The 13705-nt window shown below is 65.8% G+C and carries 14 protein-coding genes; 8 read left to right on the top strand and 6 right to left on the bottom strand.

Annotated features, from left to right (window positions below):
• The first annotated feature begins 75 nt into the window (after positions 1–75).
• On the top strand, positions 76–1434 hold the full coding sequence (locus tag AC1DIN_RS16630; RefSeq protein WP_476810580.1) for an esterase-like activity of phytase family protein: 1359 nt from the start codon (positions 76–78) through the stop codon (positions 1432–1434).
• Between the two features lie 195 nt (positions 1435–1629).
• Positions 1630–1992: an SPW repeat protein gene (locus AC1DIN_RS16625; protein WP_441471154.1), complete on the top strand. Its 363-nt coding sequence runs from the start codon at positions 1630–1632 to the stop codon at positions 1990–1992.
• Between the two features lie 42 nt (positions 1993–2034).
• On the opposite strand, the gene AC1DIN_RS16620 is transcribed toward AC1DIN_RS16625, so the two are convergent.
• From AC1DIN_RS16620 to nth, 4 genes are all read right to left on the bottom strand, one after another.
• On the bottom strand, positions 2035–2853 hold the full coding sequence (locus tag AC1DIN_RS16620) for an ATP-binding cassette domain-containing protein (RefSeq protein WP_476810579.1): 819 nt from the start codon (positions 2851–2853) through the stop codon (positions 2035–2037).
• A gap of 10 nt (positions 2854–2863) precedes the next feature.
• Positions 2864–4168, bottom strand: a complete 1305-nt coding sequence (locus AC1DIN_RS16615; RefSeq protein ID WP_476810578.1) for a sugar ABC transporter permease — start codon at positions 4166–4168, stop codon at positions 2864–2866.
• Positions 4161–5207: a D-xylose ABC transporter substrate-binding protein gene (gene xylF, locus AC1DIN_RS16610; RefSeq protein ID WP_441471157.1), complete on the bottom strand. Its 1047-nt coding sequence runs from the start codon at positions 5205–5207 to the stop codon at positions 4161–4163. Before xylF ends, AC1DIN_RS16615 begins: the two co-directional genes overlap by 8 nt.
• Before the next feature lie 128 nt (positions 5208–5335).
• Positions 5336–6037, bottom strand: a complete 702-nt coding sequence (gene nth, locus AC1DIN_RS16605; protein ID WP_476803839.1) for an endonuclease III — start codon at positions 6035–6037, stop codon at positions 5336–5338.
• A 20-nt stretch (positions 6038–6057) separates the two neighbouring features.
• On the opposite strand from nth, the gene AC1DIN_RS16600 reads away from it, so the two are divergent.
• On the top strand, positions 6058–6585 hold the full coding sequence (locus AC1DIN_RS16600; protein ID WP_441471159.1) for a DUF2244 domain-containing protein: 528 nt from the start codon (positions 6058–6060) through the stop codon (positions 6583–6585).
• 5 nt (positions 6586–6590) lie between these two features.
• Here AC1DIN_RS16600 and AC1DIN_RS16595 read toward each other — a convergent pair whose 3' ends face one another.
• On the bottom strand, positions 6591–7193 hold the full coding sequence (locus AC1DIN_RS16595; RefSeq protein ID WP_476810577.1) for a class I SAM-dependent DNA methyltransferase: 603 nt from the start codon (positions 7191–7193) through the stop codon (positions 6591–6593).
• A 220-nt stretch (positions 7194–7413) separates the two neighbouring features.
• Here AC1DIN_RS16595 and AC1DIN_RS16590 point away from each other — a divergent pair, with 220 nt between their 5' ends.
• Complete coding sequence (locus tag AC1DIN_RS16590; RefSeq protein WP_441471345.1) at positions 7414–8310, top strand: methylated-DNA--[protein]-cysteine S-methyltransferase; 897 nt, start codon at positions 7414–7416, stop codon at positions 8308–8310.
• Between the two features lie 131 nt (positions 8311–8441).
• Here the strand turns inward: AC1DIN_RS16590 and AC1DIN_RS16585 are convergent, their stop codons facing one another.
• Positions 8442–9620 (bottom strand): fumarylacetoacetate hydrolase family protein, encoded by a 1179-nt coding sequence (locus AC1DIN_RS16585; protein ID WP_476766704.1) that lies wholly within the window; start codon positions 9618–9620, stop codon positions 8442–8444.
• A 203-nt stretch (positions 9621–9823) separates the two neighbouring features.
• Here AC1DIN_RS16585 and ugpB point away from each other — a divergent pair, with 203 nt between their 5' ends.
• From ugpB to ugpE, 4 genes are all read left to right on the top strand, one after another.
• On the top strand, positions 9824–11143 hold the full coding sequence (gene ugpB, locus AC1DIN_RS16580; protein WP_441471346.1) for a sn-glycerol-3-phosphate ABC transporter substrate-binding protein UgpB: 1320 nt from the start codon (positions 9824–9826) through the stop codon (positions 11141–11143).
• A 75-nt stretch (positions 11144–11218) separates the two neighbouring features.
• Complete coding sequence (ugpA, locus tag AC1DIN_RS16575; RefSeq protein ID WP_441471162.1) at positions 11219–12100, top strand: sn-glycerol-3-phosphate ABC transporter permease UgpA; 882 nt, start codon at positions 11219–11221, stop codon at positions 12098–12100.
• Positions 12100–12852: a creatininase family protein gene (locus AC1DIN_RS16570; protein WP_476810576.1), complete on the top strand. Its 753-nt coding sequence runs from the start codon at positions 12100–12102 to the stop codon at positions 12850–12852. The genes ugpA and AC1DIN_RS16570 overlap by 1 nt, the downstream gene beginning before the upstream one ends.
• Positions 12852–13700 (top strand): sn-glycerol-3-phosphate ABC transporter permease UgpE, encoded by an 849-nt coding sequence (gene ugpE / locus AC1DIN_RS16565; RefSeq protein ID WP_476810575.1) that lies wholly within the window; start codon positions 12852–12854, stop codon positions 13698–13700. The genes AC1DIN_RS16570 and ugpE overlap by 1 nt, the downstream gene beginning before the upstream one ends.
• Positions 13701–13705 lie beyond the last annotated feature (5 nt).

Below are 13705 nucleotides of genomic sequence, written 5' to 3'. Positions count from 1 at the left end.
ACGGTCGCAGCGCTGTCGTTGGGTCGCAATCCCGGCGCGCGAAGCGGACTGGTCTTTTCCAGTCCGGAGGATTTCATGCGCTCGTCGCTCGCCATTGCCCTGCTTCTGTCCTCGACCATGCTCGCCGGGGCCCAGGACGCCCAGAAGGAATTTCCGTCCAAGCTCGTCGGCCAAGCCCTGCTGCCGGCAAACACGATCATTCCGGCGCCCGCCGATGCGCCGGCCGATCTCAAGGTGTCCGGCAAGTTCGTCACGCCGGGCAAGCGCGTCGAAGCCGTCGGCACGGTGGTGGGCACCTCGGGCGGCCGCCCGACCGGCCTTTCCACCCCCTTCGCCGGCCAGCCGGTCCAGGGTTTCTCCGGCATCCGTTCGCTCGGCAACGGCGAGTTCCTCGTGCTGACCGATAATGGCTTCGGCACCAAGGTGAACTCGCCCGACGCGATGCTGTTCTTCCATCGTCTCAAGGCCGATTTCGACAAGGGCGCGATCGAGCGTCTCTCGACCACCTTCCTGCACGACCCCGACAAGAAGGTGCCGTTCCGCATCGTCCATGAAGGCACGGAGAAGCGCTATCTGACCGGCGCCGACTTCGACCCGGAATCGATCCAGGCGATCGGCGGCAAGTACTGGATCGGTGAGGAGTTCGGGCCCTACCTCATCCGCGTCGATGCCAACGGCAAGGTCGAGGCGGTGTTCGAGACCACGGTCGATGGCAAGCCGGCCCGCTCGCCCGACCATTACGCCGTGACGACGCCCGGCGCACCGAACCAGTCCGTCGAATTCAATGTCCGCCGCTCCAAGGGCTATGAGGGCATGGCGCAGTCTCCCGACGGCCGCTTCCTCTATCCGCTGCTGGAGGGGCCGCTCTGGAACGCCGAGACCAAGGGCAATGAAGAGGTCGACGGCAAGGAAGTGCTGCGCATCCTCGAGTTCGATGTCGCCAACGAGAAGTGGACCGGCCGCTCCTGGTTCTTCCCGCTGGAGCAGAAGGGCCTCGCCATCGGCGACTTCAACATGATCGACGCCACGACAGCGCTGATCATCGAGCGCGACAACGGCGAAGGCACGGCCGACAAGGCCTGCGCCGCCAGCCAGAAGGGCCCGGACTGCTTCCACGACCTCGCCAGGTTCAAGCGCATCGTGAAGATCGAGATGACCGACGCCAATGTCGGCAAGCCCGTGCGCAAGATCGGCTTCATCGACCTGATGAAGATCGCCGACCCCGACAAGAAGGCGAAACAGGGCGCCATCGACGGCGTGCTGCCCTTCCCCTTCTTCACCATCGAGAACGTCGATGTCGTCGATCGCGCCAAGGGCATCATCGTCGTCGGCAACGACAACAATCTGCCGTTCTCCTCCTCGCGTGATCCCAAGAAGGCGGATGACAACGAACTCGTCCTGCTCTCTGTGAAGGAACTGCTCGACGCGAAGTGAGATCGCCCGCACCGCCGGCTGGGTGGGGCGCGGCCGTGCGGCTCACATTATTCTGGCCGGCAGCCGGTTGGACCGGTTGCCGGTCGTTCTTATTCTGTTCTTGAACTATTGCTACCCTGAGCATATAATAAAAACAGCCAAGCGCCTCGTGTGCGAGGCGTAGTGGTTGGATGATCGTCACCGATGGAGGTGATCATGTTGACCGTGAATACGAACGCCAGGCGACCACAGGACTGGTGTAATCTGATTCTGGCCGGGCTGCTTTTCTTCTCACCATGGTTCATGGGCTTCGTCGGCGACTTCCTGCCGACGCGCAATGCCTGGATCGTCGGCATGGCTCTCGCCGTGATTGCGGTCGCCGCGCTTTCGGCGTTCGCCGAATGGGAGGAATGGCTGAATCTCGCGCTCGGGCTCTGGCTGGTAGCCTCTCCCTGGGTGCTCGGCTTTACCGGTAACCTCCGCGCCTTCTGGCCTCATATGGTCGTCGGCCTGCTGACTGCGGCGATCTCGGCCTGGGCGGTCTGGGATTATCGGCACGAGCCGCATGCGACGGCCTGAGGAGCCTTGCGCTCCTGCCGCTCCAGAAGGCTCCGGTGCGGTCTAGCTACGCAGCGCGCCGGGGCCGGCCACAGCGGCCGGCGGGCATTTGCCCGAGATGATCATGCCCAGCACCTCGTCCTGGGTGACGTCGGCGGTGCGCGCCGTGCCGACCACCTTGCCGTTCTTCATTACCGTGACGCGGTCGGCGAGGTCGAAGACATCGTGCAAGTCATGGCTGATCAGGAAGATGCCGATCCCCTGCTTCTTGAGCTGCAGGATCAGCTCGGCGACCTGCTTCGTCTCGGCTGGGCCGAGGGCGGCCGTGGGCTCATCCATGATCAGCACGCGCGCGTTGAAATAGATGGCGCGGGCGATCGCGACCGATTGGCGCTGGCCGCCCGACAGCGCCCTCACCGGCTCCTTGAAGCGGCGGAAATGCGGATTGAGCCGGCCCATCACCTTGCGGGTTTCCGACTCCATCGTCGCGTCGTCGAGCGTGCCCCAGCCGGTCAGGAGTTCGCGGCCGAGGAAGATGTTTGCGGCGGCGTCGACATTATCGGCGAGCGCGAGCGTCTGGTAGATTGTCTCGATACCGTGACGCTTGGCGTCGCGCGGGCTCGCTATTGCGGCCTCCTCGCCATTCACGTGGATTGTGCCGGCGTCGGCGCGGTAGGCGCCCGACAGGATCTTGATCAGCGTCGATTTGCCGGCTCCGTTATGGCCGAGCAGGCCGACGACCTCGCCCGGCATCAGGTCGACGCTGGCTCCATCGACCGCCTTGATGCCACCGAAGGCGATCGAGATGTCGCGCATCGCGATCAGCGGCGTCCCCTGGCCGGGATGCGTCTCGGCGAGATCAGTTGGTTCCGCGATGCTCATCGCTCCCTCCTCAGCTCAACCGCTTGCGGTAGACGCCGTCGAGCCAGACCGCGAGGACGAGCACGATGCCGACGACGATGTTCTGCAGCGGCGCATCGACGCCGATCAGCACCATGCCGGACTGCAGCGACTGCATCACCAGCGCCCCTAACATCGCGCCGGCGATGGTGCCGACGCCGCCGGCCAGCGAGGTGCCGCCGATCACCGCGGCAGCGATGACATAGAGCTCGTCGAGCGTGCCGGCGGAGTTGGTCGCGGCGTTGAGGCGCGCCGTCGAAATACAGGCGGAGATGCCGACGAGCACGCCCATTAGCCCGAAGACCAGCATCAGAACCTTGCGGGTGTTCACCCCGGAAAGCTGCGCCGCCTCGGGATTGCCGCCGATCGCGAAGACATAGCGGCCGAAGCGCAGGCGATTGGCGAGGAAGGTGATGACGACGCCGACGCCGAGCGCCATCAGCACCGGCACGGCAAGCCCATGGCCGATGATGAGGCCGCCCGCCGGCCAGGTTCCGCCCTTCGCCTCGGTAAGGCGCCGGGCGATGCCGGCCGGCAATGCATAGGCATTCGCCACCATCACCATCGCCAGCACCGCGGCGCAGCCGAGGCCGGCGATCGCGATCTCGGCCCAGAGCGGGCGCAGCACGAAGCCGAAGCGCTTGCGCCGGCGCCGGATCAGCGCCGCGCCGGCGCAGATCGCCGCGCAGAGCGCGATGCCGATCGCCCAGGAGGCGCTCGTGCCGATGGCGCCCTCGACGCCGCCGCCGAGCGGCCGGAAGCGCGAATCCATCGGCGCGATGGTCTGGCCTTGCGTGACCCACCAGGCGGCGCCGCGCCAGACCAGAAGCCCGCCGAGCGTGACGATGAAGGAGGGGATGGCGAGATAGGCGATCAGCGCGCCCTGCAGCAGGCCGACGAACCCGCCGAGGCACATCGCGACGAGCAGGCTGACCAGCCAGGTCAGCGGATGTTCGAAGCCCCAGATCTCGGGCAGGACGCGGACCTGCACCAGCCCCACCACCATGCCGACGAAGCCGAGCATCGAGCCGACCGAGAGATCGATATTGCGGGTGACGATGACCAGCACCATGCCGCAGGCCATGATCGCGATCGAGGCGGTCTGGACCAGCAGGTTCCACAGGTTGCGCGGCGTCAGGAAGGCGCCGTCCGACAGCCAGTTGAAGCCGAGCCAGATCACCGCGAGCGCGGCGACCATGCCGATCATGCGCGGATCGAATTCGATCTCGCGCAAACGATCGGCAAGGCTGCGCTCATCCTGCACCGGACTGGCCGGCGCGGGGGTGGCTTCAGTCACAGGCCTTGACCTTGCCCGCCGCCACGCCCTGGCACACCGCCGATTTCGGCGCCCAGCCGGCCTCGATCACGACGCCGAGGTTGTCCTTCGTCACGGGCACGGGCTTGAGGAAGAGCGCCGTCATCTTCTGCTTGGAAGGGCCCTGATCCCAAGCGGCCGAACCCGGAATCTCGGAGAGCTTGGCGCCGCCGGCGAGCTTGAGCGCGATCTCGGCGGCATTGCGCCCGAGCTCGCGCGCATCCTTCCAGATCGTCACGGTCTGCGTGCCCAATGCGACGCGGTTGAGCGCCGCGCGGTCGGCGTCCTGGCCGGAGACCGGCACGGAGCCGGAGAGGCCCTGCGCATCCATCGCCGCGATGGCGCCGCCGGCGGTGCCGTCATTCGCGGCGATCACCGCATCGACCTTGTTCTGGTTGCGCGTCAGGATCTGCTCCATGTTGCGCTGGGCGTTGGCCGGCAGCCAGCCATCGGTGAAGGCTTCGCCGACATTCTTGATCTTGCCGCCGTCGATCGCCGGCTTCAGCACCTCGATCGAGCCCTGGTAGAGGAAGTTGGCATTGGGATCGGAGCTCGAGCCCTTGATGAAGACGTAGTTGCCCTCCGGCTTTGCCTTCTGGATCTCGCGCGCCATCATCCGGCCGACCTCGACATTGTCGAATGTCAGGTAGAAGGCCTGCGGGATTTCGATCAGCCGGTCATAGCCGACTACCACGATGCCCTCGTTCACCGCCTTCTCGACGGCCGGGCGAATGGCCTGCGCGTCCTGCGCCAGCACGATGATCGCCTTGGCGCCGCGCGCGATCAGGCTCTCGACATCGGTGAGCTGCTTGGCCGGCGAAGACTGCGCATCCGCCGAAAGATAGGTGCCGCCCGCCTTCTCGACGGCCGCCTTGATCGCGGCTTCGTCGGTTTTCCAGCGCTCTTCCTGGAAGTTCGACCAACTGACCCCGACGACCGGGCCTTTCGATTGCGCGAAGGCGCTTGCGTGAATGGAAATGGCTGCAACGGCGATGCTCGCCGCGAGGACGAAACGCTTCATCTCGATGACCTCCTGAGCTTCCTCTGCCGCAGACTCTCAGGCTTCTCCGAGCCCCCAAGGCATCCGGCCCACGAAGCTCAGCCCAGCGGTGGAAGGCTGTCAAGCCGACCAGGGATCAAGCCGGAGGTTCAGACGACGCGCTTGTCGGGAGAGTCGCAGAGATCGTTCTGGATGCAGCGCCCGCATTCGGGCCTCAGCGCCTTGCAGGTGTAGCGCCCGTGCAGGATCAGCCAGTGATGGGCATGCCGGCCGAACTCCTCCGGTATCGCCTTCTCCAGCCCGAGCTCGACCTGCAGCACATTCTTGCCGGGCGCGAGCCGGAGCCGGTTCGAAACGCGGAAGACATGGGTGTCGACGGCGTGGGTGATTTCGCCGAAGGCGATGTTGAGCACGACATTCGCCGTCTTGCGGCCGACGCCCGGCAGGCTTTCCAGCGCTTCGCGTGTCGTCGGCACCTCGCCTCCGAACTCGGCGATCAGCTTCTCGCAGAGCGCGACGACGTTCTTCGCCTTGTTGCGGTAGAGGCCGATCGTCTTGATGTAGTCGCGGACCTTGTCTTCGCCGAGCGCCAGCATCTTCTCCGGCGTGTCGGCGATGGCGAAGAGCGGGCGCGTCGCCTTGTTGACGCCGGCATCGGTCGCCTGCGCCGAGAGCACGACGGCGACCAGCAGCGTGAAGGCGTTCACGGATTCCAGCTCGCCCTTGGGCTCGGGGTTGGCGGCGCGGAAGCGCTCGAATATCTCGCGGATCTCGGCCGGCTTGCGGGCACGCGGCAACGTGATGCGTTTCGCCGGGGCGCGGGCACGCGCGGGCCTGTTCTGCTGATCCATGACGGCGTTATAATGCCACTATGGACCCCGGCAAGAGCCCAGTCAGCGACAGCGCAGACGCCGCGCGGCGGCCCGTATTCGACGCGACGATCACACCGCATCGTTCGCTCGGCCGGAATGGTCTGCGCATCGTGATGACGCTGGTCTGCCTGGCGAGCGTGATCTCCTCGATTCCCTTCGTCGTGCTCGGCGCCTGGCCGGTCGCCGGCTTCTTCGGCGTCGACGTGTTGGCGTTGTTCATCGCCTTCCATGTCAATTTCCGTCATGCGCGCGCCTTCGAGCGCATCGTGGTGACGCCCTTGGAGGTCTTGCTGCGCAAGGTCTCGCATCACGGCCGCGAAGCGGTCTGGCGCTCCAACCCTGCCTGGACGCGGCTCGAACGCCAGACCGATGAGGATTACGGCCTGCTCGGCCTTACGCTGGTCTCGCGCGGCCGGAGTGTCGCGGTCGCGACCGCGCTCTCGCCGCAGGAGCGCGCCGGTTTCGCCGATGCGCTGGGAAAGGCACTGGCGAGCGCGCGGCGAGGCCCCGATTACGGCGCAACCTGAGACGATCAGCCCTTGCGGGCGAGCCAGATCGTGTGACCGCCGCAGCTTGCATCCTCGACGACATGCGCGACGACGGAAAAGCCATGCTCCGCCAGAAGCGCGCGATACTCCTCCGGCGCCAGGCTGCCGTGATAGAGCGGCTCGCCCTCGAAGGAGCCAGTCGCTTCGCCATCCGACGGCCCGCTGGTGAACATCAGCGCTGCAGTCGCGGCGGCGTGCGCGGCAAAGACCGGGAACATCGCCCGCTGATCTTCCGGCGTCAGGTGGAAGAAGCTGTCCCAGGCGATCAGCCCGTCGAAACGGCGGCCGAGTGTGAGGTGGCGCATGTCCTGCACATGCCATTCGGCCTGCGGGAAACGTTGGCGGCAGAGTTCGATCAGAGAAGGGGCGGAGTCGATGCCGGTGACGGCGTGACGCTTTGCGAGGACATGGCGCGCGATCGGCTCGCCGGAGCCGCAGCCGATGTCGAGGATCGTGGCATGCTCCGGAACAAGCGCGAGGAAACGGTCCAGCCATGCGCCCTCGAACAACGTCTTGCCGCGCAGCCGGTCGAAGGCCGCGGCGTGGCGTTCGTAGAGATCGACGATGGCGCTTGCGGCAGTCGGCATGGTCAATCCGGTTCGGTCTCGCTGCTCGGGGCAGGAAAGATATAGCGGAGGCAAGCCCGCCCTTGCCAGCTTTCGGGTGGGAACGGCATGGTCGGCGCCCTAGATTCGCATCATGACGAATGATGCGAGGTTTCAAGCCATGAACGCTCATGCTCCGATGAAAACGGCGATGACCCCGACGCGCTTTTCCAATGCGGTGCTGGCGCGGGCCGCCGAAGCCATGCCGAGCGAAGCCGATTTCCCGGCCGTGGCGCCTGGCTCGGATTACGATACCGTCCGCCGCATCCTGGCCTTCATCACCCATAACTGGCGCGAGCAGCCGACGATCGAGGCGATCGCGGATGCGGCCGGCGCCACCCCGACCGATGTCCACCATCTCTTCCGGCGCTGGTGCGGCCTGACGCCCAAGGCCTTCCTGCAGGCGATCACGCTCGACCACGCCAAGGGCCTGCTCGCCTCCTCCGCCAGCATCCTCGACACCGCGCTCGAAGTCGGGCTTTCCGGTCCCGGGCGGCTGCACGACCTCTTCGTGACGCATGAGGCGATGTCGCCCGGCGAGTGGAAGCTGGGCGGAGAGGGGCTGAAGCTCTCCTACGGCTTCCATGCCTCTCCCTTCGGGGAGGCGCTGATCGTGGTGACAGACCGCGGGCTCGCCGGGCTCGGCTGGGTTTCGAACAGCGTCGATGGCGGCAAGGTCGTCGGCGGGCGCGCCGAGGCTCTGGCCGACATGATGCGCCGCTGGCCCCATGCCGACTATCGCTACGATCCCATGCTGACGGCGCCCTATGCCGGCCGCATCTTCGAGCCCAAGGCCTGGTCGGCGGAGACGCCGCTGCGCGTCGTGCTGATCGGCACCGATTTCGAGGTCAGGGTCTGGGAGACGCTGCTGCGGATCCCGGTCGGCTGCGCGACGACCTATGGCGACGTCGCCAACCACATCGGCAAGCCGAGCGCGGCGCGGGCCGTCGGCATGGCCGTCGGCAAGAACCCGATCTCCTTCGTGGTGCCTTGCCATCGCGTCATCGGCAAGTCCGGGGCGCTCACCGGCTATCACTGGGGCCTGACGCGCAAGCGCGCCATCCTCGGCTGGGAGGCGGGCCAGGCTACGGCCGGCTGAGCCTGCTGCTACTCAACGCGTCATGCTCGTCCTTGTGGCGAGCATGACGCGTCTTGAACACAGCCTTCGACGAAGCGAAGACGTGGATGGCCGGGGCAAGCCCGACCATACGGGTCTGTCGCGGACTGCGCTCAGAGCAGCCCGCGTTTCGCCAGATGGCGCATCAGATGCGAGGCGCCGAAGGTCCAGGGCTCGCAGGCATCGGTGCGCTTCATCCGGTTGACCAGGCTGCCGAGCTCGGGCGCCGCGATGGTGACGATGTCCCCGTATTTGTGGGTGAAGCCGCCGCCCGGCGCATCGCGATCCTTGATCGGCGCGAACATGGTGCCGAGGTAGAGCGCCGCTCCGTCCGGATACTGATGGTGCGGGCCGATCATCTGCGCCGCGAGGTCGGCCGGGTCGCGGCTGATCTTGGCGATCGAGGACGAGCCCTCCAGCGTGAAGCCGTCCTCGCCCTCGACCGTCAGGGTCACTGTCGTCTTGCGGACATGATCGAGCGTGAAGCCGGCGTCGAAGAAGCGGATGAAGGGGCCGACCGCGGCCGCCGCATTGTTGTCCTTCGCCTTGCCGAGCAGCAGGGCCGAGCGGCCCTCGACATCGCGCAGGTTGACGTCGTTGCCGAGGGTGGCGCCGACGATGCGCCCATCCGAGGCGACGATCAGGACGATCTCGGGTTCCGGGTTGTTCCAGCTCGATGCCGGATGCAGGCCGGCGTCAGTGCCCGTGCCGACCGTCGACATCGCCGGGGCCTTGGTGAAGATCTCGGCATCCGGCCCGATGCCGACTTCGAGATACTGGCTCCAGGCGCCCTGCGCGATCAGCACCTCTTTGAGATGCATCGCCTCGGCCGAGCCCGGCTTCAGCTTGGAGAGGTCGTCGCCGATCAGCTTGCCGATCTCCTCGCGGATGGTCGCGGCCGCAGCCGGGTTCCCGCGCGCCTTCTCCTCGATGACGCGCTCCAGCATCGAGACCGCGAAGGTGACGCCGGCCGCCTTCACGGCCTGCAGGTCGAGCGGCGACAGCAGCCAGGGGCGCTTCGGATCGCGGCCGTCCACAGGCGTGTTGGCAAGGATCTCGGCGAGCGAGCCGAGTGCCTCGCCTTTCGTAGCGCGCAGTGCGGCCGCCGGATCGGCGCTCTCGCAGAGGTCGCGGCTGGTCGGGAAGGTGGCGGTGATGTCGACGAACTGCCCGTCGCGCAGCGTGACCACCGCCGGGCCGCCGAGATCGGGGCGCCAGACGCGGCCGGCCAGCGCGGCGGCACCGGCATCCTGCGGCAAGGTCGTTGAGACGGAAAGGGCGAGGCTCGTCATGATGCGGTCCGGAAAAGGCGAGTCAGGATGCGCAGATCAGCTGTTTATGCGTGAATGCGCAAGCCGGGCCGCGGCCATAAGTGCCTTGCAAAAACTGTCATCGTTTTGTCATTGAAATGTCGCCTGCGCTTCATGCTAGCTTGCGCACCAACGACAAGAACCGCGGCGCCCGCCCGCCCGCGGAAGGGAGACACTCCATGAGCATCAAATCGCGCATCCTGATGTCGGTCGCCGCCTTCGCGCTCGTCGGCGCTTCGCCGGCCCTTGCGCAGACCGAAATCCAGTGGTGGCACGCCCTGACGGGCGCCAACAACGACGTGGTGGTCAAGCTCGCTGAGGACTTCAACGCCTCGCAGAAGGACTACAAGGTCGTCCCGGTCTACAAGGGCTCCTATCCCGACGCGCTGAACGCCGGCATCGCCGCTTTCCGCGCCGGCCAGGCGCCGCACATCCTGCAGGTCTTCGAGGTCGGCACCGGCACGATGATGTCGGCCAAGGGCGCGATCAAGCCGGTTCACGAGGTGATGAAGGAAGCCGGCGAGAAGTTCGATCCGAACGCCTATCTCCCCGCCATCACCGGCTATTATTCGACGGCTAAGGGCGACATGCTCTCGATGCCGTTCAATTCGTCCTCGATGGTGATGTGGTACAACAAGGACGCCTTCAAGAAGGCGGGCCTCGACCCGGCGAAGCCGCCGAAGACCTGGCCCGAGACCTTCGAGGCCGCCAAGAAGCTGAAGGCTGCCGGCTACGACAAGTGCGCCGTCTCGAACGCCTGGGCGACCTGGGCCAATATCGAGCAGTTCGGCGCCTGGCACAACATCCCGCTCTCGACCAAGGTCAACGGCATGGCCGGCTTCGACGCCGTGCTGAACTTCAACAAGAGCCCGGCCTTCCTCAAGCACTGGACCAATCTGGTCGAGCTGCAGAAGGACAAGACCTACGATTATTCCGGCCGCACCAACAACGGCGAAGGCCGCTTCACCTCGGGCGAGTGCCCGATCTTCCTGACCTCCTCGGGCTTCTTCGGCAACGTCAAGGCGAATGCCAAGTTCGACTGGGGCAATGCGGCGATGCCGTATTATCCGGATGTGCAGGGTGCGCCGCAGAACTCGATCATCGGCGGCGCCTCGCTGTGGGTGATGGGCGGCAAGAAGGCGAACGAGTACAAGGGCGTCGCCAAGTTCTTCACCTTCCTCTCGGATGTCGACCGTCAGGTGAAGCTGCATACCGAGTCGGGCTATCTGCCGATCACCAAGGCCGCCTATGAGAAGGTCAAGGCGTCCGGCTTCTACAAGGACAAGCCCTATCTCGAGACGCCGATCCTCGAGCTGACCAACAAGACCCCGACCGACAACTCGAAGGGCCTGCGCTACGGCAGCCTCGTCCAGATCCGCGACATCTGGTCGGAGGAGCTGGAGGCGGCGCTGAACGGCCAGAAGTCGCCGCAGGCGGCGCTGGACGCGGCGGTCGAGCGCGGCAACCAGATGCTGCGCCAGTTCGAGCGCACGGCCTCGCGGTAAGCGCGTAGGCTCTTGCATCTCTAGGGCCATCCCGGACAAATGCGTCCGGGATGGCCGTTTCGTTCAAGGAAGCCGATGCAGAAGAACGCGTACTTCAAGGGGCTGACCATCCCCTTCCTGCTGCTGCTGCCACAGCTCGCAATCACCATCGTGTTCTTCTACTGGCCGGCGAGCCAGGCGGTCTGGCAGAGCTTCCTGCTTGAAGATGCCTTTGGTACTTCGACCGAGTTCGTCTGGTTCGAGAACTATCAGCTGCTCTTCGCCGACCCCGGCTATCTCAAGGCCTTCATCAACACCGCGGTGTTCTCGACCTTCGTCTGCATCTTCTCGCTGTCGATCGCGCTGCTCTTCGCGGTGATGGCCGACCGGCAGGTCCGCGGCGCCGAGATCTACAAGACGCTGCTGATCTGGCCCTATGCGGTGGCGCCCGCCATTGCCGGCGTGCTCTGGCTGTTCATGTTCGACCCCTCGCTGGGCATGCTTGCGCGCGGGCTGCAGGTGCTCGGCATTCCCTGGAATCCGCGGCTCAACGGCAACCATGCCATGCTGCTCGTCATCCTGGCCGCGACCTGGAAGCAGATCAGCTACAATTTCCTGTTCTTCCTCGCCGGCCTGCAGTCGATCCCGAAGAGCGTGATCGAGGCGGCGGTGATCGACGGCGCCCGGCCGATGCGCCGTTTCTGGACCATCGTCTTCCCGCTGCTCTCGCCGACGACCTTCTTCCTGCTCGTCGTCAACATCGTCTACGTCTTCTTCGACACCTTCGGCATCATCGACGCGGTCACCGGCGGCGGCCCCTCGGGCGCGACGGAAACGCTGGTCTACAAGGTCTTCGCCGACGGCAAGGGCGGCTCGAATCTGGGCGGCTCGGCGGCGCAGTCGGTGATCCTGCTGGTCATGGTCATCGGCCTCACCGCGGTCCAGTTCCGCTTCATCGAACGCAAGGTGAGCTACTGATGGCCTCCGTCCTCTGGCAAGACCTCACCGCCGAGGAGCTGCGCGCCAAGGCGGCGAAGGATACGATCGTCGTGCTCCCCGTCGCCTCGATCGAGCAGCATGGGCCGCATCTGCCCGTTGGCGTCGACACCATTCTTTGCAGCGGCGTCTGCAAGGCCGCGGCCGAGCGGGCCGGTGATGTCGAGGTGGTCGTCGCGCCGACGCTGTGGTGCGGCATGGCCGAGCATCACATGGCCTTCGGCGGGACCTTCACCTTCGACATCCCGACCTATCGCGCGGTGCTGCTCGCCTTCCTTGGGAGCATCGAGCGCCACGGTTTCCATCGCGTGTTGATCGTCAACGGCCATGGCGGCAACATCGCCGCGCTGACGGCCTTCCTGCCCGACTTCGCGCGCGAGACGCGGCTGCATGTCGATGCGACCACCTATTTCCTGCTGGCGCATGACGCGCTCGGGCCGCTGCTGGAGGATCAGCGGGGCGTGCAGCATGCCTGCGAGGTCGAGACCTCGATGATGATGGTGCTGGCACCGGGCTCGGTCCGCGAAGCCCGCCTCGGCGAAGCGTTCGGCGCCCGCGACGGCCTGCCCGGACGCCCGACCGTGTCGCGGCATCGTTCCTTCCGGGAGATGACGGAGACCGGCGTGGTCGGTGATGCCCGCCGCGCGACGCTGCAGAAGGGGCAAGCCTGCCTCGACGCCTGCGCCGAAGCGCTGGCCGGGCTGCTGCGCGAGATGGGCAAGGGGGGGATCTGATGGTCGAGGACCGCCGCCTGGGCGACGCGATCGCCTATGTCATCCTGACGATCGGCGTGCTGATCGTCGCCTTCCCGGTCTGGCTGACCTTCGTCGCCTCGACCTGGGATGCCGCCACCGTGATCAACGGCCAGATGCCGCTCTATCCGGGGCCGTATTTCCTGGAGAACTACAACCGCATTCTCTTCGTCGGAACCTCCGGCACGACGCGCGAGCCGGTGATCGGGATGATGCTCAACTCCTTCATCATGGCGATGGCGATCGCGCTCGGGAAGATCTTCATCTCCGTGCTCTCGGCTTATGCGGTGGTCTATTACCGCTTCCCGTTCCGCATGGCGGCGTTCTGGATCATCTTCATCACGCTGATGCTCCCCGTCGAGGTCCGCATCTTCCCGACATTCAAGATCGTCTCCGATCTCAACATGCTCGATACCTATCAGGGCCTCGCGGTCCCGCTCATCGCCTCGGCGACAGGCACGCTGCTCTTCCGCCAGTTCTTCATGACGATTCCCGACGAATTGCTGGAAGCTTCCAAGATCGACGGCGCCGGCCCGTTCAAATTCTTCAAGGACACGCTGCTGCCGCTCTCGATCACCACGATCGCGGCGCTGTTCGTGATCCAGTTCATCTATGGCTGGAACCAGTATCTCTGGCCGCTCCTGGTGACGACCAAGGACTCGATGCAGACCATCGTCATCGCCATCAAGAAGATGATCGTCACCGCCGACGCGCTGACCGAATGGCAGCTCGCCATGGCCACGGCCATGCTGGCGATGCTGCCGCCCGTCTTCGTCGTCATCGTCATGCAGAGGCTCTTCGTGAAGGGCCTGGTCGAAACCGAGAAGTAATCCGC

The organism is Allobosea sp. 05T438 (genome assembly GCF_056396025.1).
This window is presented reverse-complemented; position numbering and strand designations above follow the sequence as displayed.